General features: G+C 61.4%; 17 protein-coding genes. 3 read left to right on the top strand and 14 right to left on the bottom strand.

Going from position 1 to position 22,370, the window contains the following annotated elements; translation table 11 throughout:
* Positions 1-71: 71 nt before the first annotated feature.
* Complete coding sequence (locus H096_RS30450; RefSeq protein ID WP_033902914.1) at positions 72-566, top strand: hypothetical protein; 495 nt, start codon at positions 72-74, stop codon at positions 564-566.
* 20 nt (positions 567-586) lie between these two features.
* Here the strand turns inward: H096_RS30450 and H096_RS30445 are convergent, their stop codons facing one another.
* Positions 587-2,779 (bottom strand): tetratricopeptide repeat protein, encoded by a 2,193-nt coding sequence (locus H096_RS30445; RefSeq protein ID WP_033902913.1) that lies wholly within the window; start codon positions 2,777-2,779, stop codon positions 587-589.
* 172 nt (positions 2,780-2,951) lie between these two features.
* On the opposite strand from H096_RS30445, the gene H096_RS30440 reads away from it, so the two are divergent.
* Positions 2,952-3,620, top strand: coding sequence for a DUF3313 domain-containing protein (locus tag H096_RS30440; RefSeq protein WP_033902912.1), 669 nt, complete (start codon positions 2,952-2,954; stop codon positions 3,618-3,620).
* A 43-nt stretch (positions 3,621-3,663) separates the two neighbouring features.
* Here H096_RS30440 and H096_RS30435 read toward each other — a convergent pair whose 3' ends face one another.
* The 13 genes from H096_RS30435 to H096_RS30375 all read right to left on the bottom strand — a co-directional run bounded on the left by H096_RS30435 (position 3,664) and on the right by H096_RS30375 (position 18,625).
* The gene (locus tag H096_RS30435) at positions 3,664-6,156 is read right to left on the bottom strand and encodes a fused MFS/spermidine synthase (RefSeq protein WP_033902911.1); all 2,493 of its coding nucleotides are present in this window, start codon (positions 6,154-6,156) and stop codon (positions 3,664-3,666) included.
* A 58-nt stretch (positions 6,157-6,214) separates the two neighbouring features.
* Complete coding sequence (locus H096_RS30430) at positions 6,215-7,801, bottom strand: arylsulfatase (protein WP_033902910.1); 1,587 nt, start codon at positions 7,799-7,801, stop codon at positions 6,215-6,217.
* A gap of 76 nt (positions 7,802-7,877) precedes the next feature.
* The gene (locus H096_RS30425; protein ID WP_033902909.1) at positions 7,878-8,879 is read right to left on the bottom strand and encodes an HAD family hydrolase; all 1,002 of its coding nucleotides are present in this window, start codon (positions 8,877-8,879) and stop codon (positions 7,878-7,880) included.
* Positions 8,876-9,925, bottom strand: a complete 1,050-nt coding sequence (locus H096_RS30420; RefSeq protein WP_033902908.1) for a BatD family protein — start codon at positions 9,923-9,925, stop codon at positions 8,876-8,878. Before H096_RS30420 ends, H096_RS30425 begins: the two co-directional genes overlap by 4 nt.
* The gene (locus H096_RS30415) at positions 9,922-11,376 is read right to left on the bottom strand and encodes a VWA domain-containing protein (RefSeq protein WP_191983030.1); all 1,455 of its coding nucleotides are present in this window, start codon (positions 11,374-11,376) and stop codon (positions 9,922-9,924) included. The genes H096_RS30420 and H096_RS30415 overlap by 4 nt, the downstream gene beginning before the upstream one ends.
* On the bottom strand, positions 11,363-12,355 hold the full coding sequence (locus tag H096_RS30410; protein ID WP_033903035.1) for a VWA domain-containing protein: 993 nt from the start codon (positions 12,353-12,355) through the stop codon (positions 11,363-11,365). The genes H096_RS30415 and H096_RS30410 overlap by 14 nt, the downstream gene beginning before the upstream one ends.
* Entirely contained in the window at positions 12,342-12,797 is a 456-nt protein-coding gene (locus H096_RS30405) for a DUF4381 domain-containing protein (protein WP_033902906.1), read from the bottom strand. Before H096_RS30405 ends, H096_RS30410 begins: the two co-directional genes overlap by 14 nt.
* On the bottom strand, positions 12,794-13,717 hold the full coding sequence (locus H096_RS30400; RefSeq protein ID WP_033902905.1) for a DUF58 domain-containing protein: 924 nt from the start codon (positions 13,715-13,717) through the stop codon (positions 12,794-12,796). The genes H096_RS30405 and H096_RS30400 overlap by 4 nt, the downstream gene beginning before the upstream one ends.
* Positions 13,714-14,688: a MoxR family ATPase gene (locus tag H096_RS30395; RefSeq protein ID WP_033902904.1), complete on the bottom strand. Its 975-nt coding sequence runs from the start codon at positions 14,686-14,688 to the stop codon at positions 13,714-13,716. The genes H096_RS30400 and H096_RS30395 overlap by 4 nt, the downstream gene beginning before the upstream one ends.
* A 12-nt stretch (positions 14,689-14,700) precedes the next feature.
* Positions 14,701-15,741, bottom strand: coding sequence for a hypothetical protein (locus tag H096_RS30390; RefSeq protein WP_033902903.1), 1,041 nt, complete (start codon positions 15,739-15,741; stop codon positions 14,701-14,703).
* Between the two features lie 80 nt (positions 15,742-15,821).
* Positions 15,822-17,222, bottom strand: coding sequence for a DUF1254 domain-containing protein (locus H096_RS30385; RefSeq protein WP_033902902.1), 1,401 nt, complete (start codon positions 17,220-17,222; stop codon positions 15,822-15,824).
* Between the two features lie 63 nt (positions 17,223-17,285).
* Positions 17,286-18,068, bottom strand: coding sequence for a hypothetical protein (locus tag H096_RS30380; RefSeq protein WP_033902901.1), 783 nt, complete (start codon positions 18,066-18,068; stop codon positions 17,286-17,288).
* Between the two features lie 191 nt (positions 18,069-18,259).
* Entirely contained in the window at positions 18,260-18,625 is a 366-nt protein-coding gene (locus H096_RS30375; protein ID WP_033902900.1) for a response regulator, read from the bottom strand.
* Positions 18,626-18,864: 239 nt separating this feature from the next.
* Between H096_RS30375 and H096_RS30370 the strand changes: the two genes are divergently transcribed.
* Positions 18,865-22,362: a response regulator gene (locus H096_RS30370; protein ID WP_033902899.1), complete on the top strand. Its 3,498-nt coding sequence runs from the start codon at positions 18,865-18,867 to the stop codon at positions 22,360-22,362.
* Positions 22,363-22,370: the final 8 nt, after the last annotated feature.

The raw sequence follows: 22,370 nt of genomic DNA, 5'->3' as shown, positions 1-22,370 counted from the left end.
AAGCCGTACGTTGAACGACTGCATCTGCCATGATCAGGCTTCGCAACCTGGCTCACCCAAGGAAATCCGCAATGGACGATGTACAGCAACTGGGCGAGATGCTTCGTCATTACGCCGACAGCGAAGCGCATAAAAAACAGCAATTCGATGTGCAGTCAGCCCGTTGGACGCAAAAGCTCGATGAGTTGTTCGGCCAGATTGAGCAGTGGCTTGCGCCGGTGAAGACGATCGGCTTGCTGGAGGTGCATCGTGAAGCCTATGTCGCCAGCGGGCCCAGCGTGCCGGTGGAGACATCGACGTTCAAGACCGAGAAACTAACCGTGAATATCACCGGTAAACCGGTGGAATTCGTGCCGGACGTGATGGGTGTGGGCGGGTTGATCTCCGTATCGGTCATGGGCTTGACCGCTGCACGCCACGGCAGCGTTTCGCTGGTGCTGCCGGCGGACAAAAACGATTGGTTGTGGAAGAAGACCAATGGCCTGAAAGACCCGGACACCTTTGGCTTCGACGCGAATTTCCTGGCCTCGCAGTTGCAGAGCCTGATTCCACGCGAACGTGTCTGAACTGTCGGTTGTGGGCAAGTTTATTTAAGCGCTGGATCACCAGGGTTGAGCTTTTTCCAACGTTGCATCACTACCTGCGCCTTGGGCTCCTGACCGTTTTCCAGGTAGTACTGGATCAACGACAGCCGCGCATTACGGTGATACGGCTGGCGCTTGAGCAGGTTTTCCAGTTGCTGGCAGGCTTCGTCGACACGGCCGCTGTCATGCAACGCCACCGCCAGCACAAAGGTGAACTGACCGTTGGCAGACTCCAGGCGGGCGGCGTTGCGCAGGTGGGGCATGGCTTTTGCCGTGTCGCCCGAGCGAATCAGCATCAAGCCCTGGGTGTGCTGTAACAGTGCGGCGTCTGGGTGCCGGGCCAACTCATCAGCAATCAGGCCGCGTGCTTCTGGCGTACGGCCGTTGGCTTCCAGCCACTGCGCCAGGGTGACCAGCGCCGGGAAGAAATCCGGGTCGCGTAGCAGCGCCGTGCGCAATTGCGCTTCCACTTTGTCGCCACGGCCGCTGGCCTGGTAGAGCATCGCCAGGTTGAGGTTGGCTTCGGCGCGTTCGAGCAGGCTTGATTGCACCTGTTCATATTCAGTAATGGCGCTGTCCCAGGCGGGGCCTTGGCCGGGCACGCTCAACAGGTCCCGCGCGGCAATGATCCGCACGGCGCGCACGGGATCCCTGAGCAAGGGCGCGTACAGGGTGACGCGTTCCGCTGGCGGCAGCAGGGCGCTGACGGCACGCACGGCACTTTCCCGCACTTGCGGGGCAGGGTGGAGGAGGTCCTTGGTCGCCAGTGTCAATGCCTGTTCACTGGGATAGTTGGGCAGTTCGACCAACAGCGTCGCGCGTTGGATGGCCGGTATATTGCTACGAGCCAGTTGGTCATACAGCGCCTGGGCCGCACCGGTTTGGCCGCCGCGAATCAACACCATGCTCTCGGCGTAAGTGGGTGCCTTGAGTACATCCCTTGCCCCGGCAGGGATGCTGAAGCTGTGGTCATGACGCAAGTCGTTGCCCATATAGACTTTGCCTGGCATATGGCAGTCAACGCAGAACGCGCCCGGTTTACCGGTGTGTTCAGGAGAATCGTAGTTTTTGGCCTGTAGCCCGCGCCCATCCACTGTGGTGATCGAGGTTTTGCCGGCGGTGTTATGGCATTGCAGGCACACCGCATTGCCTGGCGCCTTGAGTTCATTGCTGTGGGGGTTATGGCAGTTGCTGCAACGCACGCCTTTCTCGGCCATTTTGCTTTGAGCGAAGGAGCCGTGTTCGAACACCTCATCCTTGATTTTGCCGTCCAGGGCATACAGCTCACGGGTCAGCACGCTGGGCAGGTAGTCGTCCATCAGGCGTTTGCCCACGGTATAGCCATCGCCCAGGGGCGCACGGCGTGCATGGCAGCGGGCGCAGGTTTCCAGTTCGACGGTGGCGTCCTTGTCTTTGAGGTCCACGGCGAAGCCTGCGTGCAGCAGGTCGCCTTTTTTCGCGGCCCATTGCAGGTGGTTGGACGCCGGGCCATGGCACGCCTGGCAGCCGACACCGAGGCTGTTCCATTGACTGTCGAAGGTGTTGTTCTGTGCATCGAAATTACGTTTGTAGCCAGTGGTGTGGCATTCCACGCACATGAAGTTGGCGTTCTGGCTGGGTTTGCTCCAGTGCAGCGGGTTCTTGAAGTTCACGCCCTGGCCGGGATACAGGTGAAACCAGCGGTTTTGTGGGGTATCCCAAGCCACGCCGAGGGCTTGCAGGCGACCGCCGCCGACGTCGATCAGGTATTGCTGTAACGGTGCGATGCCAAAGGTGTAGGCCACCTTGAAGTCGGCCAGCTTGCCGTCGCTGCCTGGTGTGTTGACCCAGAAATCATCGCCCCGGCGGAAGAACCGCGTGGTCTCACCTTCGCCGGTAAAGCTCGCATCGTTGAAGTCCGCCGGCACGGTCTGCGGCGTGGCCAATTGCATCGCCAGTTGATGGTGCGAGCCTTGCCAATCCTTGGCCTGGGCCTGGTGGCAGCCCTGGCACTGCTGCTCATCGACCTGGGTGGCCGGGGGCATGACCACCGGCTTGGCGGCCACCACCGGCGTCGGCAATCGAGGCGTACTGGCCTGCAGGAAGAACCAGACCCCTGCCATGGCCAACAACAGCAACACAATCAAAACGGGGTAGAGGTAGCGACGGGGTGATTCACGGTGGGGCGCGGCGTGTTGTTTTTTGGGCTTGGGCATTCCGACTTCCGTTGTCTTGATGCGTGGACGCTCTATTGGCGCGCTTAAGCTCTGTGCAGCTTTGACGCTGGGTGCTGGTCTGTCAAACAGGCCGCGCAAATGAGGTTAATTCCCCAGGATTGGCTATACCTACAGCTCACTGTTTCGATGATGATCGCCAGGGAGTTCAATGATGAAACTAAGGCTAATGATCAGCACGCTGTGCGTGGCGTCGGTCGCCATGGCAGGTTGTGCCAGCAAGGTCACTTCACCGGATGAGTACTCCGGCTTTCTCTCCGACTACAGCCAACTCAAGGAAGCCAAGTCGCCTTCGGGAGCCGAGGTGATGCGTTGGGTCGATCCCAAGCTGGACCTCAGCCGCTACCACGCGGTGTTCGTCGAACCGACCCAGTTCTACCCCAAGCCCCAGGCCACCGCGAAAATCCCGGAAAGCACCCTGAACGGCATCAACACCTATTACAACCAGGCGCTCAAGCGTGAGCTGGAAAAATCCTTGCCGCTGGCCAATGCGCCCGGGCCGGGTGTCATCGTCGTGCGGGCGGCGATCACCGCCGTGAGCAGCAAGACCGAAGGCCTTGCTCCGTATGAATACATCCCCGTAGCGCTGGTCGTCGCGACGGTCAGCACCGCGTCCGGCCATCGTGACCAGGAAACCACCCTGGGCACCGAGGCGCAGTTCCTCGACGGCGCCAACGGCAAGGTGATCGCTCAGGTGGTGCGCAAAGGCACTGGCAAGCCGCTGGCCAATGAGTCCCAGGTAATGAAGGCCGACGATGTGAAAAGCGTGATCGACGGCTGGGCGTCGGACTTGCATCAGTCATACGTCAAGCTCAAACACTAGAAAGTCCTTAAGAGGTGAGGGCCTACGCGCCCTCACCACCGCTTCACTGACCGCCAAACCAACGGAAATAGGGATTGGCGCCGTCCCAGCGTATGACCTCTCGCATATCCCGCCCCCAGGCATCCCGGTCGCCGTCGTAGGCATGCAGGCTGGCGCGGTAGAACTGCATCAGGCGTTGCTGCTCGGCAACCAGTGTGCGAGCGAAAGTCTCATCCGCATGGATCAGCGGCACGGGCACGCGCAGATCGAGCAAGGCCGGCAGTACGCGGGTGATTTCCTTGCTGCGCACCCACGGCGCGTACTCAATGCGCGGTTGATCGTCGGTGACCGGCAACGTATCCCCGGCAAATCGTTCAAGGCCCTGGCGATCAGTGACCCAGGTTGCCAGCAGAGTCGCCGCCGAATCGATACCCACGTCCGCCAGGGCGCTGCGCACGCCCTGATCCTCAAATCGTTGGCGTATGCGTTGTACATCCAGGGTGATCGGCTCCAGGGAGCCCACCAGCAGCATCTCATGGAACTCGCTGGTCCACAGCGACGCGTACGGGAACACGTTGAGGAAGCTGCGCACCAAGGCGCGGGAGTCGTCGATGTTTTGCGTCGGCAGCGGCAGCCATTGGGCGAGCAAGCCGTTTTTCTCGAGGCGCGTGGCCGCTAATTGGTAGAAGTCCTGAGAATACAGGTTCACCACGCCGGCAGCGGAGGGTGGCGGGGGTTCCAGGGTGATCAGGTCGTAGGCTTGCGGGTTGCGCAGCAGTTCCTGGCGACCGTCGCGCAAGCGCAAGTCGATGCCTGGATCGCTGGCGGCATTGAAGTTGCCTTTGAACAAGGGGGCGGCTTGCACCACCGCTGGCAGGAGTTCAGCGACCACCCGATGTTCCAGGCCTGGATAGCGCAATAGCGCACCCGCCGTGATGCCGGTGCCGAAGCCGATCACCAGTGCAGACTTGGGCTCGGCGTTGTGAATCAGCAGCGGCAACAGCGCCTGGACCCGCATATAACGCAGCGACGGCATGGCGTCTCCCGTGTTGGAGACGCCCTGGATATACAGCCGCTGAAACGCCCGCGCTCCTTGGCCCTGGGTAACGACTGCCACCGTCGCGCCACGGCCTTCCTGGTAAAACGCCAGGCTGGCGTTGCGTGCACCAGGCAGCAATTTGGCCAAGCGATCCATTGGGGTCAGCAGTGCGACCGCCAGCGACACCAACCCCAGTGCAATCACCGCTTGCCGCCGACCTTTTTTAACACCCTGGCCACGGCGTACCGCCAGATACCCCACGACGCCAGCCACCACCGCCAACACGCCCAAGGTCCGTACCAACCCCAACCACGGGATCAGCACAAAGCCGCACAGCATCACCCCGATAATCCCGCCCAAGGTGTTGAAGGCCACCACCGCGCCGACGTCACGGCCGACATGCCGATTGCCCACACTCAAGCGCAACGCCACGGGAAACGCTGCGCCCAGCAGCAAGGTCGGCACAAACACGATGCACAGTGCCGCCACCGCAAAACGTGCGCTCATGCCCGGCAGTTCGCTTGCGCCCAGGCCCAGCACCAGTGCTTCAGCCTGGGTTTGCAGCAGTACCAGCCAGCGCCCCAACAGGGCGATTTCCAGCAGCGCCACCAAGCCTGCACCCGCGATCAGCAGGCCGAACACGCCCCAGGGATCGCGAAGACGTTCTACACGACCTGACATCAACTGGCTGCCGATGAACAACCCGGTGAGGTAGGTGGCAAGTACCACGGCGAACGCATACGTGCGGGTACTCATGAATTGCACGATGGACTGCGACCACACCACTTCATACCCGAGGGCAACGCCACCGGCGATGGCGTACAGCACCAATGCCAGTCGCGCCGGTTGCACAAGGCGCGCCGGCGCGATCTCAACAGGCGCTTGATGACGCACCGCCAACACTGCCCCCACCGCAGCGAGCAGATTCAACGCCGCCGCCACCAGCGCACTGCCGCGCACGCCAAACTGGGCAATCAATACAAATGCCGTGAGCAACGTCCCGACAATCGCCCCGGCGGTGTTGGCCGCGTAGAGGCGTCCACCCGCCTGGCTCAAGCCCTTGGCGTCGATGCCCAGCGAGCGCACCAGTACCGGCAACGTGCCGCCCATCAACACCGCCGGCAGCCCGACCAGGGCAAACGGCAACGCCCAGGCCAGCAGGCCAATGCGGTGTTCCAACCAGGCAAACGGTTCGGCCGCCACGCCCAGGGCCAGCGTTGCACCCACCCCGAGCAAAGCAACCAGTAATTCCAGACCTGCATACAACAACAGCGGCCGCGCGAAGCGGTCCGCCAAACGTCCGAACAGCCAGCCGCCCAATGCCAGCCCGGCAAAAAACGCACTGATGCCAGCGGTAATTGCATACACCTCGACGCCCACCACCAGGGACAGTTGCTTGATCCATAGCACCTGATACACCAAGGCCGCACCGCCGGAGAGGAACAGGAGGAGGGCGGGGATCAGGATCGAGAGGGTTGCGGTGGTTTCAATGGGCTTGCTGGCGGTGCGTGACAACATTGCGATGAACCTTCTATCAACCCTAAAGAAGGCCGCCCGAGTGGGCGGCCTTGGATCACTATGGCGCAGGTTGCGCTTTCATCTTCTCGGCAATCTTCGCATCCACGCCCGCTCGAATCTGGTCGATACTGAAGCTGGCCGGTTTCTGGCTGGGCGGGTACTCGATAAAGGTTTCGAGGAACTTGGCCGATTTGGTCACCGCCACCGCGACCAGATAGACGTTTTTGGTGCTCCAGTCGTAATACTGATCGGAGACCACATCAGCCCGCTCATAAGGGTCCATGCGCAGGTTGAGGATCTTCGGCACCCGCAGGCACACGAACGGCTCGCTCCACACCTTGAACCCACCCGGTGCCCGCTGTTCGCAATACACCGCCTTCCAGTTGCCAAAACGCGCGGACACCAAGACCCCGTCATCGTTGAAGTAGTAGAACTCGTCGCGTGCGCCCTTCGGTTCTTGGCCGGTCAGGTAGGGCAGTTGGTTGAACCCATCCAGATGCACCTTGAAGTTGCTGCCTCCGGTCACGGGAGCCCAGCCCTTGAGCAACTTGCCTTTCACGTCACTGTCACCGGCTGCGGCCAGCAGCGTGGGGAACCAGTCCATGCCCGAGAACATCTCGTTGGAGACCTCGGCGGGCTTGATCTTGCCCGGCCAACGAATCATCGCCGGCACTCGATAGGCACCTTCCCAGTTGGAGTTCTTCTCGTTACGGAACGGCGTCGTCGCCGCGTCCGGCCAAGAGAACTGGTTCGGCCCGTTATCGGTGGTGTAGACCACGATGGTGTTGTCGGCGATCTTCAGGTCGTCGAGGGTTTGCAGGAGTTTGCCCACGTCACCGTCGTGCTCCACCATGCCGTCCGCGTATTCGTTGCCGGGCATGCCGCTCTGGCCCTTCATCGATTCCCGTACATGGGTGAACAAGTGCATGCGCGTGGTGTTCATCCACACGAAGAACGGTTTGTTGGCTTCGGCTTGTTTCTTGATGAACGCCTGGGCCGCCGCGGTGGTTTCGTCGTCGATGGTTTCCATGCGCTTGGTGGTCAAGGCGCCGGTGTCTTCGATCTTGCCATCGGCGAAGCTGTGGATCACCCCGCGCGGGGAGTTAGCCTTGACGAACTCCGCATCGTCCTTGGGCCAATAGGGACGTTCCGGCTCTTCCTCGGCGTTGAGGTGATAGAGGTTGCCGAAAAACTCGTCGAAACCGTGGTTGGTCGGCAGGTATTCGTCCTTGTCGCCCAAGTGGTTCTTGCCGAATTGCCCGGTGGCATACCCCAGGGATTTAAGCGCCTGGGCAATGGTGATATCGCGTTTTTGCAAACCCACCGATGCACCGGGGGCGCCCACCTTCGACAGGCCCGTGCGCAACGGCGTCTGGCCAGTGATGAAGGACGAACGCCCCGCGGTGCAGCTGTTCTCCGCGTAGTAGTCGGTGAACATCATGCCTTCTTTGGCGATACGGTCGATATTCGGGGTCTTGTAGCCAACCACGCCCATGGAATAGGCGCTGATATTGGTTTGCCCGATGTCATCGCCGAAGATCACCAGGATATTCGGCTTTTCGGCCGCCCAGGCGGATGCCGAGGCGCCGATCACCGAAACCGCCACCAGGGCGAGTTTCGGCAGCCACTTACGTATGCGAGTCATAAGACTTGCTCCTTTTAGGGCTTGAGTCGCATTGCCTGCGACCAACGTTTTTAACAGTCCATCGCGACGTCTTTTCTTATTGCACCTTCACTTGCACAGCTGGATCGAACGGATAGATACGGCCCCAGTCGCTTGCCATATCCACCACGGTCCACTGCTGTTGCTTGGCCAGGTCCAGTGCCTTGTCCAGGCGCCCCACCTGAGAATTGCGGTCGTAGGCCCATTCGCGCTGGGCGTCAGTGTGATGCACCAGGCCCATCAAGCGTTTGCCAGGGCCGGCGGCGGTCCATTGCAGCATTTGCAGGTCGCCGTCGGAGTTGCCGAAGGCCAGGATCGGCCGACGCCCGATGATGGCGTCGATGCTTTCCGGCTTGCCTGGGCCGTCGTCGTTGTGTGCCAGCTTGGCGGTGCGCAGCACTTGCGGCTTGCCGTCCTTGAGCTGGAATTGGGTGACGAAGTTGGAGCCGATCACCTGCTCAGGCGGCACGCCATACACCTCTTCGGCGAAGGCGCGCATGAAGGCGGTATCGCCCCCGGAGACGATGTAGGTCTTGAATTGCTGACTGCGCAGGTAGTCGAGCATTTCCAGCATGGGCTGGTAGATCATCTGGTCGAACGGCTTGCCGGTCTTGGGGTGACGGGCCTGCTTGAGCCAGTTCCTGGCGTTGTCGATGAAGGCTTCGGTGCTGACCCCAGTGTGGGTGGCGCCGATGATTTTCAACAAGCCGTCCATGCCGGCAGCGGCAAGGGCCTTGTGGTCGCCTTCGAGCACGGCCTGGAAGGGCTGCGTAGTTTTCCATTCCGGATGCTGCGGCGCCAGGCGCTTGACCTCGTCAAAGGCGAACAGCACTTCGAAGTACGCCGGTTGCTCGGTCCACAGCGTGCCGTCGTTGTCGAACACGGCGATGCGTTCGGCGGGCTTCACGTAGTCCTTGGAGCCTTCGGCGGTCACCGCCTGGACGAACTCAATGATCTGCTTTTTGTTCGGGCCTTCGTTCCATGACGGCAGCGGATCGGCCGCCAGGGCAGGCAGGCTCAAGAGGAGGAGAAGGGGCAGGGCAGAACGCAGCGACGTCATGGGAAGTCCTTTTCGTGACGAGGGTTCAGTGGAACCAAGCGTAGTTGACGACAGGCCCAGCGCAATGCTGGCCATGCCTTTCGCCACAATGACCGCAGGCGGGGCCATAGGGTACGGATCAGATAAGCCGCCAGCACCAGCACGACGATGGCCGCCATCCATCCCAGCAAATGCCGCGACAGCTGCCAGCGTGCGTGCTGCCCGAGCGCCTTGAGGTCGTCGGTGACGGAAAAGGTCGGCGTGTAGGCGCGGGTAGCCTGGGCCTTGAATGTCAGCGCGGGTAACTGCGCGATTTGCAGGCGATGGTTGCGGCTGTCCCACCATTTCAGCTGGAGGGCGGGCAGGGTGTAATGGCCGCCTTTTTCCACGCGATACACCAAGTGATCGATGCGTTGGCCGCCGGTGACGGTGCCGCGTCCGTCATCCAGGTTGCTGATGGCAGGCGCCTGCGGGTATCGGCGCAGCCCGCTGATGTCAGCCGCAGCAGGCGGTGGCAGCGACAGCCCTGGCGTGTTGTCGGCTTGAAGGGTCACTGTACGGGTCACGCTGTCGCCAACCTTGAGATCGCCGGCCGCAAGTGTCTGGTTCAAGCGCAGGCCACTGGCGACCAACACGGGCTCGCCGGGCGCAAACCCTGACGGCTGGACGGCCTCGAAGGTCAGCGGCGCACTCTGCGCACTCAATGGCGCGCTGGCCTGGCCCGGTTGGGCACTGACCGTCAGCGCGGGCACGCTGAAGTGTTGCGCCGTCGTCGGCGTGATCAGGTAGGCGTAGCGCATCCCGTAGAAGGTTTGCCCGTCGATCACCTGTGTGGTGTGCTCGGCCTCGCCTCCCGGTTGCTGTACGCGCGCGCCCGCCAGTTTCAGGTCCGGCAATGTCGCGGCGGCGGTGAACCAGGTATCCGTCAGCACATCCACCTGTACCTGCAACTGCTCGCCCACGACGACTGATGCACCGGGGATCAATTGCGCGTTCACCCGTAATTGCGGTTCGGCCGCCCATAACGGCCCCGACACCAACAGCAACACGCCCCAGTAGCGCTTCATGGTCGCGCCTCCTGGTCTTGCAAGCTGAATTTGCGGCGCAGAAAGTTGGCCGGTGACGTGGTCAGGTTCTGCAACCACAGGGCGTCATTATTCGCCTGTTGGGTCTGAATCGCTTTGCTCTGCCCCTTGCCCGGCGCTTTATCGAACTTGATCTCATCCGGCTTGACCTGCGGCGTGTTGTTCGCCGCGCTTTCGGTGTCTGTTTTCAGCGCAATCGCCAGGGCCAGGTTGGCCGTGGCTTCGGGGAAGTCGGGTTGCAACCGCAAGGCTTGCTGATAGGCCGCGATGGCGTCATCGAACTTGAAGCGACGCACATGGATATTGCCCAGATAGAACGCTGCTTGCGCGGTATGCAGGGCGGCGAAGGTGGTTTGGGCCAGCTCGTAATCGGCGGCGTTGTAGGCGGCGATGCCTTTCCAGTAAGGGTCGACGAACAACGCGGCGGCCTGCGGGTAATGATGGTGCTCGAAGGCCCAGCGGCCTTGCTGATCGGGCGTCATGAACGGATTGGCCTCGGCTTGCGTCGGCGGCAGCAGCAGGCCGAGCAGCATCACTGCCGTCCAGTTCAGGCTCCAGCCCTTGCGCACACTCAACAACGCCAACAGCAGTAACGGCCAGCACAGCCAATAGCCGGCGTCTTTCCATTGCAACAGACGTTGCTGCTCGTCGACGTTCTGGAAGTGCTGCTGGGCGTGCAGTTCGATCCAGTCCAGATCATCGTCATTCAGGGTCAGGCTGCCCAGCGGTGCCTTCAGGGCCGAGGCCAATGGCTTGAGCGTAGGACTGCTGCCAAGGGCCAGGATCAGGATTTGCAGCGCATTGTCCTTGAGGGCGGGCAGTTGGGCGACATCGGCGCCATCCGTCACCAGCAGCAAGGTGCCGGGCGATTGCTGCAACAGGCGCTTGGCCTGTTCGATCACGCCGGCCAGATCCTTGCCGCTCTTGCTGATCAAGTCGGTGCCCAATGCCTGAATGAAGGTATCGAGCAAGGCCGGATCATCGGTGGGCGGTAACACCAGATGGGCGCTGCCGGCGTAGACGAGCAACGCGGTGCGCGCGCCTTTGCGGCGCTCGACCAGGTCATGCAGCTTGTGTTTGGCGGCGGTGAGGCGCGTGGGCGGCACATCGGCGGTGTCCATGGACGCTGACAGGTCCACGGCGATGATCAGCGGTGCACGGTTCTCAAGGAAATCCGGGCGGTCCTGCTGCCAGGTCGGTCCCGCAGCGGCGAAGGCACCGACGACCAGCAACGCACTCGCTAAATGCACCGGGCGCAGGCGATGGGGATCGTTCGGCGTGAGCAGTAAATGCGGCAACAGGTGCGGGGCGATCGTGCCGCGCAGGCGGCGCTGCAGATCACGGCTGCGCTGCCACACCCACGGCAGCAGTACGCCCATAATCGTCAACAACAGCCAGGCAGGACGCAGAAAGTGGAGGTCACTGAAGTCCATCAGCACGCTCCCGTTTCCATCGATGCGGCCACATCGCGGCGATCAGGTGATACACCACCAACACGATCAGCGCGGCACACAGCGGCCACCAGAACAGGTCGCGCTTGGGCTGATGGCTGAGGGTTTTCACCTGATGCGGTGTGATCTTGTCGAGCGTGGCGTAGACCTGATCCAGGCTGTCGCGGTCCTCGGCACGGAAGTAATGCCCGCCGGTGGCGCTGGCAATGTCTTGCAAGGCGTTGAGGTTGACCTTGGCTTCGCCGCTGGCCTGCGGGTCGCCGATGCCGATGGTGTGGATGATCACGCCCTTGGCAGCGGCCATGTCGGCGGCGTGGTCCGCAGTGATTGCACTGCTGGTGTCATTGCCATCGGTGAGCAGGATCAGCACTTTTTCCGGTTCATGGGCCTGGTCCAGCAGCTTGAGGCCAAGGCCAATGGCGTCGCCGATAGCGGTGTTCGGCCCGGCCATGCCGATGCCGCTGTCGTCCAATAACAGCGATAGGCTGGCATGGTCGAGGGTCAAGGGGGCCTGGGGGTAGGCGCCGCTGCCGAACAGGATCAGGCCGATACGGTCGTTCTTGCGCTGCTGGATAAAGCCATGCACCACCTGTTTGACGGCGGCCAGGCGGTCGATCTTGTGGCCGTTGGCGTCGGTAAAATCCTCGGTTTCCATGGATTGGGAGATATCGATGGCCAGCATCAGGTCGCGCACCGGTTGTTGGCGTTCGATGGGTTTTTCCACCCAGACCGGCCGGGCGACCGCCAGCACCAGCAACGCCCACACCAGCAGATTGAGCAGCAACTGGCTGCGATGAGTCCGGGCGCTGCGGGTAGACGCTTCACCGACCGCCTGGCGCATGCCGCCAAAAAACGGCACGCGCACCGCACTGCGCGCTTCGCGATAGACCGGCAGGTAGCGGTAGGCCAACCACGGCAGCGGCAGCATCAATAGCAGCCAGGGATAGTCAAGCTGCCACATGGTGTTGCTCCACCCAGGCCTTGCACTGGGCCAACAGCTGCGGGTCCTGCGACGCAGTGCCGTAGGCCATCTGGGCCAGCCGTTGAGCGAGGTCGTCGGGAATCGGACCTCTGGCGTGGCGTTGCAGGAAGGCTTGCCACTCGGCGCCACGCAAGGTCGGGATACGTTGCTGTTCCTCCAAAGGAAGCGGCATCGACAGCGCGACACGCTTGAGCAATTCGGGCAACTCGCGCAGGTCTTCCAAGGTGTCCAGACGCACCAGCGCTTCGCGCCGGTAGGCATCACGTCGCCAGCGCAACCATTTGCGGCCTGCCAGCACCAACAGCGCCAGCACCACAACGCCCAGCAACACGCCCCAGCCCCAGGTCTGCGGCCAGTAACTCACCGGCGCAGGCAAGCTCAACTCCGTGAGTTGCTCGATGCTTGGCACGTGGCTGCTCACCGACGTTTCCCCAGTTCACTGCGCAACTGATCGGCGGCGGGCAGGGCGGTGCTGATCATCAAGAGTGGCACCTGGCTGCGGCGCAACAGGGTGGCGACATCCTTCAAGCGTCCGCCGAGAAAATCCCCCAGGGGTTGGCGCACCTGGCGCTGGTCCACCGCCAGTTCCACCTGCAACTGGCCTTGGGTGACCCGCAGCTGTCCACGGCTGGGCACGTTGAGTGCCAAAGGGTCATACACTTGAAACGCGATCACGTCGTTGTGCGCTGACAGTTGCTGCATCAGTTGCAAGGTACGCGGCCCGGCGCCGGCAAAATCGCTGACCAGGCAGATCAGGTGATCGTGGCCCGCCACCGCCAGGCACTGCTGCAAGACTGTGTCCAACTGGCCGTCGCCTTCATGGTCAGGGTTCCTCGCCGTCAACGCCGCATTTTGCTGAGCGATGCAGCTGCACAAGGCTTCCACGCGTTTGCGGCTGCGCAAGGGCGCGACACTGTCGACACGCTGGTCGTTGAACACCAGGCCGCCGACACGATCCCCGGCGTTGAACACCATCCACGCCGCCAGCGCGCCCAACTCTGCGGCAATGGCAGATTTGAAGCTGCGCACCGAGCCGAAAAACATCGACATGCGCTGGTCCACTACGATCAGCGCCGGGCGGTCGCGCTCTTCGGTAAAGGTGCGCACCACCGGTTTGCCGGTGCGCAGCGAGGCGCGCCAATCCAGATGACGCAGGTCATCGCCCGGCTGGTAGCGGCGCAACTCATCGAAATTCAGGCCTCGGCCGCGCAGGCGTGACGCATGGTTGCCCGCCAGGATGCTGCCTTGGGGCTGACGCGCGACAAAGCTCAGGTCGCGGGCCTGGAACTGCAAGGCCATCAATTGCGCCAGGCTGACGTAGACAAACCCGTCGGCGTTCATGCGGGAATCGCCACTTTGCTGAGCAGCCGGTCAAGCACCTGATCAGCCGTCACGCCATCCGCCACCGCGTCATAACTCAATTGCAGGCGATGGCGCAGCACCGGATGGGCGACGGCCTGCACGTTGTCCGGCGTGACAAAGGCCTGGCCTTGCAACCAGGCATCGGCCCGCGCGCAGCGGTCCAGGCCAATGCCGCCACGGGGGCTGGCGCCGAGGCTGATCCAGCGCGCCAGGTCGGCGTCGTAGTCGGCGGGGTGGCGGGTGGCGTTGATCAGATCGATCAGATAGCGGTCGATGGCCGGCGACACCTGGATCGCGCTGACTTCCTGGCGTGCGGCAAAAATCACCTCCTGCGCCAAGGTAAAGCCTTGGACCGTTTGGGTAACGGCCGCCTGTTCTTCTTCGCGCAACAGGCGCAACACCTGGCTTTCGTTGGCGGCGCTGGGGTAGTCCAGCAACAGCTTCATCACAAAGCGGTCCATCTGGGCTTCCGGCAGTGGGTAAGTGCCTTCCTGCTCGATGGGGTTTTGCGTGGCCACCACGATAAACAGCTGCGGCAGCGGGTGACTGGCGCCGGCCACGGTGATTTGTCGTTCTTCCATGGCTTCCAGCAACGCCGCCTGGACCTTGGCCGGTGCGCGGTTGATTTCATCGGCGAGGATCAGGTTGCCGAACAGCGGGCCGGGCTGGAAACGGATCTGGTTCTGGCCGTCGACCTGATGCAGTACTTCGGCGCCGGTGATGTCCGAGGGCAGAAGGTCCGGGGTGAACTGGATGCGGCTCATCTTGGCGTCCAGGTGCCGGGCCAAGGCCTTGACCGTGCGGGTCTTGGCCAGTCCCGGAAGGCTCTCCAGCAACAGGTGGCCGTTGGCGAGCAGGCCGAGCAGGATCTGGCGGATCACCTGGTTCTGGCCCAGCACGCTTTCGGCCATGCTGGCTTGCAAGGCGTTCAAATCGTTGAGTGCGGTCATGGCACACCTCGTTCACAGCATGAAAGTAGGGATCACCGGGATAAACGAAAGACGGAAGTTCCAGCGACTGCTGATCAGGTCGTCGGCGTGAATCACCGAGTACTGCACTTCACCGGAAATCCGCACCGGCAACTTGCCGAAATTGACGATGCGCCCGGCGCCGATGCCGATGGGGAAGTTGACCTTGTTGCCGTTTTCGGCCTTCCAGTTCACGGTGATATTGGGCGTCATGCCCACCCGCCACTGGCCGGGGCCGGGAATCGCGCGCTGGATGAAGTACTGGATGTTGGTCAGGCTCACGTCCTTGCGCTGGGCGTCGCCGCCCACCGACCACCAGTGCTGGGGAAAGAGGCCGAGCGTCCAGTCTTCGCCCAAGTACGCCGCGACAAACGCCGGGCCCAGGGCGTATTTTCCGGTGCCCAGTACGTCTTTTTCGGCGGTGGGGAACATCGCCGTCGGGCCAAACCCCCAGACCATCTTGCCGCCGTTGGCAAAGCGCACCGGTTGCTTGGGCGAGAACACGCCCACATAGGCCAGGTCGCCAAAGCCTGAGGTGCGGTCGAATGGATCGTTGACCACCGACGGGAAGTCGCGGTCTGTCAGCACGCCGTAGGGACTCATGCCGATCAGGTTGCCCGCCTTGGCGTTGACCGGCGCACTCACATAACTCACCGGCAGGCGGTTGATCAGGTTCCAGTCCTCGCCCAGGGCAATCGGGAAGGTCGGCATGAAGCTGTATTTGCCCAAGTAACGCGTGCCGTTACTGTGCGGGCCTTTGAGGGCGCTGTAGTCGAACTGGTTGAACAACAGCACCAGGTTGCCCACCGGGTTGTCCATCAGCTTGGCGATTTGTTCGGTCGAGGGGTCGCAACCGGCCTTGACCACTTGCTTGAGGTCAATGTCGAAGTCCTGTTGCAGGCGATGGCAGGTTTCGGGATCAGCTTTGGTCGCGTTCGACGTGCTGCCTAGCTCCGGCAACCCGGCGGCTGATACGCCGCAGCTGGCAAGAATGCCCACGGCGCAAAACCCATGCATACGTGCACGTGAAATCATGGCGTCATCCATCCTTGTATCGGCCTGATATCAGGGGGTTACGTGCCCGGCCTAACCCTGTCGCGGCCGGGCACGTGGTGTTACTTGAGCGGGGTCAAGGGTGGCAGTTTCCATTGACCATTACCGACCTCAGGCTTGGGCAGGTAAATGCGCAATACCGCGTAGAACGGGCCCGGTGGGGCCGGCAACCAGTTGCTCTGTTCGGCTTTCGGTGGCTCGTGGTGCTGCAGGGCCAAGGTCAGGCCGCCATCGGCATCGCGCTTGAGGTTAGGCAGCATCCGCGAGTTGATCAGGTAGCGTTTCTTGTGATTGGGCACCAGCAGCTTGGTTTTGGCGTCGTACATGGTCAGCGACCAGAACGCTTCGGCAGGCGGCAGTTGGTCCTTGGCAAAGTGCACGGTGTAGCTGTGGCGTGCGCCATTGGCCGGCTTGCCTTCGCTGTCGACGAAGTAGCTGAGGTACGCGGCTTCATCGGTGGAGTTGCCGAAAATACCCATGTCGGCACCGGCGTAGCGGTACAGGTAGTTGTTTTTCAGGCGATCCCGGCTGCCGAACAGGTCACCGCTGCTGACTTGGTGGGTGTCGACCTTGTCCTTCTTGAACGCCGCAAACTCAGCGCGCGCATCGGAGATGCCGTCTTCCAGGGCTTTGCGTTGTTCGACGGTCAAGTCCTTGAGCTTGAACGGCGCACCGGGGGCTATACCGATCTTGGCGAAACGCGCCAGCAGGTCTTTTTCGCTGTCCTGGGGCGCGGCGAAGGTCAGCATGAAGTTCAGGTAGCGGAACAGCTGCGGGCCTTCGGTCATGGACGCCATCGGCTTGGGCCATTCGATCTTGGGCGCCTTGGCCGGCGCGGCCTGCTTCACATAACTGCTCAGCGCCTGGACTTTGTAGCCGCTCTGGATCTGCTTGACCTTGCCCAGGTCTTTGTCGTCGAACAACTGCGTGCGGTACAGGGCATAGGCGATATTGCTTTCACTGTAGACCACGCGATCCACGTCCACGGGCTGCTGACCCTTCCAGTCCGGGCCTGCGATCATGTAATGGCCGCCGTTGTTGCCGGTACTGCGGGTGCCCAGGTAGGCGAAGTTCTGCGTGTACAGGTCGATCAACTGCACCGAGTAGTAGCGGTTGTCCTCGATCTTGGGCAGGGTCAGCACCAGGGGTTCGCGACGCAGGTCCATCCAGACGAAAGAGTAGGGCGTGTCGGAGTTGGGTGTTACGAACGCCGTGTCCTTGGGGGTGAACACTTGCGCGGTGTTGCCGATCTGGTTGAACGGCGCCTTGAAGTTGGCACCGCCCTTGTCAACGGCCTGGGTGTAGAGCGTCTTGTACATTTCCACCACCGGAAAGCCATACAGATAGGCTTCCTTGGCAATCGCCCGGGCCTCGCTCGGAGTGGCCGTGAAGTCGGCCCAGGCGCCGGTACTCATGAGTATCGAGAGGCTCGCCAACAGCAGGCGCGTCGGTTTTCCAATCATGTTGTTGCGTCCTTCCAGAGATCTTTTTTGAGGGCGTGGGATGAAACCGCCGAGTTAACCGGTTTATTTGCCGAACGTCACGTTAATCCCTGCGAACAAGGTGAACTGGGGCAAGCCGTCACCTTTGCGCGCTACCGTCCATTGTGGCTCGACAAAGGCATTGACGATGTTGCTCCCGGCTTTCCAGGCCTTGCCCGCGCCAAACCCGATGGGAATGTAGTGGGTGTCGTTCTTCAAATCGAAGGTCCAAGTGCCCGTGGAACGCAGGTACCAGCCTTTCGGCAGGTTATGAATGATAAACGGCTGGAAAGTTGCACTCTCGACGTGCGGGCGGTCGCGATCGCCGGCAAATGAGCTTTGGTATTGCACCAGCGCGCCCAATAATCCCCTGGGCGAAGCGTCGATGGCGATTGCCGCCAGGCCGGCCTGCCATTTGCCGGTGCCCAGTTCGTCATGTTCGGCGGTGGGGGCGGTGATTTGCGGACCAATGCCCAGCTGCACGCCGTCGGTCTTGAGCAGGAAGATATCGAACAGGTTCAGGTCGCCAATGCCTGTGCTGTAGCCGGTATGTGGATCGGGGCGGGTGCTGAGGGGGAGTGTGGCGCGCAGCAGTTGCGGCACGCCGATGAAATCTGACGGTGCAATCGGCAGGGTGCCGCGCAACAACAGGTCGTTGGTGTGGGCGTTGCTGTCGTACAGGCGTGGCGTGTAGTAGTCCTGCAGGTTGGCGCCTGGCGCGAGGTTCAGGGGGTTATTGCTCTTGTTGGCCGTCTCGGCGTTATCCGCCAAAGCTGGCAGTGCGAAAACAGCCAGCATCAATGCCGACGCGTACGGTGACCCGAACATGTGCGCTCCCCCATACCTGGGTGACTATCCCTTCTGATTAATACCTGTAGGGCATGTCGGTTGAAGCTAGCAGCTAAATCCAGGCGCGCTAGCCATCCAAACGAATTAGTTGCGTAGGGCGGGATGTTTCAGACGTGTGCAAAAGGCCGCAAATAGCCGCCCTGGCTGGGCGGCCATGTACAAAAGAGGGGTCAGGCGGTGGGCAGCATCGATTTGACTTTGTCGCGTAATTGATCGATCGAGAACGGTTTGGCGATCACCTGCATGCCGGCAGGCACGTCGATATTTTCGGCATAACCGCTGGCGAACAGAATGGGCAGTGCGGGGCGTAACTCGCGCACTTTGGTTGCCAATTGCTTGCCGTCCATGTCCGGCAGGCCGACGTCGGTCATCATCAGGTCGATCACCTGAGCGGCGTTTTGCACCACTGCCAGCGCTTCTTCAGCATCGGCAGCCTCCAAGACACTGAATTCCAACTCCTCCAGGACATCGACGATCAGCATGCGCACGATGGCATCGTCTTCGACGACAAGGATGGTGGAGGTGACTGCGGACATAATATGGAATTCCCAAAAAAGGCGAGGTTTACACGCGGCCGTTCTGACAGGCCTCTTCCTTGAGTAAGCGCGCACTCATGACAAGTTCCCGCGGGCCGTAAAAACAATGCGATAGAAAAGACCAGGGAGAATAGCCTGTTCTTTTGTAGGAATCAGTACAAAACCGTTCCAGAAAAATGGTCTTGGATGCCACTTTGGGGCAAACTCCCGGTTTTTCCACACTTGGCCAAGGCATGCCCATGACCCCTGCGTCGTCCGTCGATGAAAAGAGCTTTCGTAACCTCCTGAGCCGAAACGTCGCGCTGCCCCTGGGTGTAGGCGTGCTCAGTGCGGTGTTTTTCGTCTGCCTGATCACCTACCTGTTGACGGTGATCCAGTGGGTCGAACACACCGACCGGGTGATCAATAACCTCAATGAGTCGTCCAAGCTGACGGTGGACCTTGAGACCGGCATGCGCGGTTTCCTGATCACCGGTGACGAGCATTTCCTCGACCCTTACGAGGTGGCCAAGCCGCGCATCATTGCCGATTTGCGTAATTTGCAGGAGCTGGTGGCCGACAACCCACAACAGGTGGATCGCCTCAAACGCCTGGAAGCCCTGCAAGTCGAGTGGAACAAATACGCTCAGTCGATGATTGATATGCAGCGTGAGAGCGGTGACTACCGCAGCGCAGTCAAGGCGGGTCGTGGCAAGCGCCTGACGGACGAGATCCGCAAGGAATACGACGACGCTGTGGCGATGGAACAGCAGTTCCGCATCACCCGCAATGAAGAAGTCACCCGCACTACCGTGGTCAGCGTCACCCTGTACCTGGCATTTGTGCTCGGCTTGAGTGGTTTTCTGGCATACATTGGGCGTAAGAATTTAATTTCATTATCAGAGAGTTACAGCGCAAACCTCGCGTCGCAACAGAAGATTGCACGGCGCCTGGAGCAACAAGCGTGGTTGCGTAACGGCCAGACTGAACTGGCAGAACAAGTGCTCGGCCAGCTCACGCTGAACATGCTGGGCCGCAACATCCTGCAATTCTTTGCCCAGTACATGGGCTCAGCCGTCGCCGCGCTGTACGTGCGTGAAGAGCACGGCGGGCTCAAACGTGTCGCCACTTATGGTTTCTCCCGCGAGCAGGAGCAGAAGGAACAGTCGATCTACAGCGACGAGGGCATCGTTGGGCAAGCAGCCCAGCTGGATCGCCTGATTCGCCTGGACGATGTGCCGGTGGACTACTTCAAGGTCAGCTCCGGCCTGGGCGAAGGTTCGACCCGCAGCGTGTTGGTGATGCCGACCAGTGACGATGACCGCGTCAACGGTGTGATCGAACTGGGCTTCCTGCGTCCTCTGGAAGAACGTGACGTCGAGCTGCTGGAGCTGATCGCCGGGAATATCGGCACCTCCATCGAAGCCGCCCGTTATCGCCAGCGCCTGCAGGAAGTGCTGGCCGAGACTCAGCAGCTCAACGAAGAGCTGCAAGTGCAGCAAGAAGAACTCAAGACCGCCAACGAAGAGCTTGAAGAACAATCGCGCATCCTCAAGGAATCCCAGGCCCACCTGGAAACCCAACAGGCCGAATTGGAGCAGACCAACGAGCAGTTGGCCGAACAGACCGAAACCCTGGCCCAGCAACGCGACGCCATGGACCGCAAGAACGCTGAACTCAGCCAGGCGCAGCTCGTACTGGAAGACCGTGCCGACGAGTTGCAACGTTCCAGCAAGTACAAGTCCGAATTCCTCGCCAACATGTCCCATGAGCTGCGCACACCGCTGAACAGCTCGCTGATCCTGGCCAAATTGCTGGCGGAGAACCCCCAGGAAAACCTCAGCGCCGAACAGGTCAAGTTTGCCGAGTCGATCTATTCCGCCGGCAATGACCTGCTCAACCTGATCAACGACATCCTGGATATCTCCAAGGTCGAGGCCGGCAAGCTGGAAATGCGTCCGGAAAATTCCAGCGTGGCACGTCTGGTCGATGGCCTGCGTGGCATGTTCGAACCGCTGGCGGCGGATCGCAAGCTGGGCTTCCAAGTGGAAGTGCAGGCAGGCGCGCCGGGCATGCTGTTCACCGATCGCCAGCGCCTGGAGCAGATCCTCAAGAACCTGCTGTCCAACGCGGTCAAGTTCACCGAACAGGGCGAAGTCAGCCTGTCGGTGTCCCGTGCACCGGGGGAGGGCATTGCCTTTACCGTGCGCGATTCCGGCATCGGTATTGCGCCGGACCAGCAGGAAAGCATCTTCGAAGCCTTCCGCCAAGCGGATGGCACCACCAACCGTCGCTACGGCGGCACGGGCCTCGGCCTGTCGATTTCGCGTGATTTGGCGACCTTGCTGGGAGGCTACATCAGCGTGACCAGCGAGCCAGGCAAAGGCAGTATTTTCACGCTGGTCCTGCCGGAACAGTATGTCGAGCGCGAAGAAGACGCTGCCCCCATCGAGCAACCGCGCCAAGTCGTGGTGGCGCCTGCGCCGACGCCCGTGAAGGTGTCGCCATTGCCGGTGGCCGACACCCAGCAGATCCCGCGCTTTGCCGACGACCGCGACAAGGCACCCTTCACCACGCGCTGCATCCTGGTAGTGGAAGACGAGCCCAACTTCGCCCGCATCCTCTTCGACCTGGCCCACGAGCTGGGCTACAACTGCCTGGTGGCCCACGGCGCGGACGAAGGCTACAGCCTGGCCGAAGAATACGTCCCCGACGCGATCCTGCTGGACATGCGCCTGCCGGACCATTCCGGGCTGACGGTGCTGCAACGCCTGAAAGAGCACGCCAACACCCGGCATATCCCGGTGCATGTGATTTCCGTGGAAGACCGCGTCGAAGCCGCCATGCACATGGGCGCCATTGGTTATGCGGTCAAACCGACCACCCGCGAAGAACTCAAGGACGTGTTTGCGCGCCTGGAAGCCAAGCTGACTCAGAAGGTCAAGCGTGTGCTGCTGGTGGAAGACGATGACCTGCAGCGCGACAGCATTGCCCGCCTGATCGGCGACGATGACATCGAGATCACCGACGTCGGCTACGCCCAGGCCGCCCTGGACCTGCTGCGCACGAATATCTACGACTGCATGATCATCGACCTCAAGCTGCCGGACATGCTCGGCAACGAGCTGCTCAAGCGCATGGCGACTGAAGATATCTGCTCGTTCCCGCCGGTGATCGTCTACACCGGGCGCAACCTGACCCGCGATGAAGAGGCCGAGCTGCGCAAGTATTCGCGCTCGATCATCATCAAGGGCGCCCGCTCGCCGGAGCGCCTGCTGGATGAAGTCACACTCTTTCTGCACAAAGTCGAATCCCAGCTGTCCCATGACCGCCAGAAGATGCTCAAGACCGCGCGCAGCCGCGACAAGGTCTTCGAGGGGCGTAAAATCCTGCTGGTGGACGACGATGTACGCAACATCTTCGCCCTGACCAGCGCCCTGGAGCACAAAGGCGCCGTGGTGGTGATCGGGCGTAACGGCCGTGAAGCCATCGATAAACTCAATGAAGTCGATGATATCGACCTGGTGTTGATGGACGTGATGATGCCGGAAATGGACGGTTACGAGGCCACTGCCTTGATCCGCCAGGACCCGCGCTGGAAGAAGCTGCCGATCATTGCGGTGACGGCCAAGGCCATGAAGGACGATCAGGAGCGCTGCCTGGCGGCGGGCTCCAATGATTACCTGGCCAAGCCGATCGATCTGGACCGTCTGTTCTCACTGATTCGCGTCTGGTTGCCAAAGATGGAACGCATTTAAGTGGAGCG

This window comes from Pseudomonas sp. FH1 (genome assembly GCF_000510895.2).
Taxonomy (GTDB): Bacteria; Pseudomonadota; Gammaproteobacteria; order Pseudomonadales; family Pseudomonadaceae; genus Aquipseudomonas; species Aquipseudomonas azotoformans_A.
This window is presented reverse-complemented; position numbering and strand designations above follow the sequence as displayed.

Coding starts and splice junctions, on each gene's coding strand:
- H096_RS30380 (WP_033902901.1), bottom strand. CDS start 18,068: ATGTTCGGGTCACCGTACGCGTCGGCATTGATGCTGGCTGTTTTCGCA.
- H096_RS30430 (WP_033902910.1), bottom strand. CDS start 7,801: ATGACTCGCATACGTAAGTGGCTGCCGAAACTCGCCCTGGTGGCGGTT.
- H096_RS30425 (WP_033902909.1), bottom strand. CDS start 8,879: ATGACGTCGCTGCGTTCTGCCCTGCCCCTTCTCCTCCTCTTGAGCCTG.
- H096_RS30445 (WP_033902913.1), bottom strand. CDS start 2,779: ATGCCCAAGCCCAAAAAACAACACGCCGCGCCCCACCGTGAATCACCC.
- H096_RS30385 (WP_033902902.1), bottom strand. CDS start 17,222: ATGATTGGAAAACCGACGCGCCTGCTGTTGGCGAGCCTCTCGATACTC.
- H096_RS30375 (WP_033902900.1), bottom strand. CDS start 18,625: ATGTCCGCAGTCACCTCCACCATCCTTGTCGTCGAAGACGATGCCATC.
- H096_RS30435 (WP_033902911.1), bottom strand. CDS start 6,156: ATGTTGTCACGCACCGCCAGCAAGCCCATTGAAACCACCGCAACCCTC.
- H096_RS30440 (WP_033902912.1), top strand. CDS start 2,952: ATGAAACTAAGGCTAATGATCAGCACGCTGTGCGTGGCGTCGGTCGCC.
- H096_RS30400 (WP_033902905.1), bottom strand. CDS start 13,717: ATGAACGCCGACGGGTTTGTCTACGTCAGCCTGGCGCAATTGATGGCC.
- H096_RS30410 (WP_033903035.1), bottom strand. CDS start 12,355: ATGTGGCAGCTTGACTATCCCTGGCTGCTATTGATGCTGCCGCTGCCG.
- H096_RS30370 (WP_033902899.1), top strand. CDS start 18,865: ATGACCCCTGCGTCGTCCGTCGATGAAAAGAGCTTTCGTAACCTCCTG.
- H096_RS30420 (WP_033902908.1), bottom strand. CDS start 9,925: ATGAAGCGCTACTGGGGCGTGTTGCTGTTGGTGTCGGGGCCGTTATGG.
- H096_RS30395 (WP_033902904.1), bottom strand. CDS start 14,688: ATGACCGCACTCAACGATTTGAACGCCTTGCAAGCCAGCATGGCCGAA.
- H096_RS30450 (WP_033902914.1), top strand. CDS start 72: ATGGACGATGTACAGCAACTGGGCGAGATGCTTCGTCATTACGCCGAC.
- H096_RS30390 (WP_033902903.1), bottom strand. CDS start 15,741: ATGATTTCACGTGCACGTATGCATGGGTTTTGCGCCGTGGGCATTCTT.
- H096_RS30415 (WP_191983030.1), bottom strand. CDS start 11,376: ATGGACTTCAGTGACCTCCACTTTCTGCGTCCTGCCTGGCTGTTGTTG.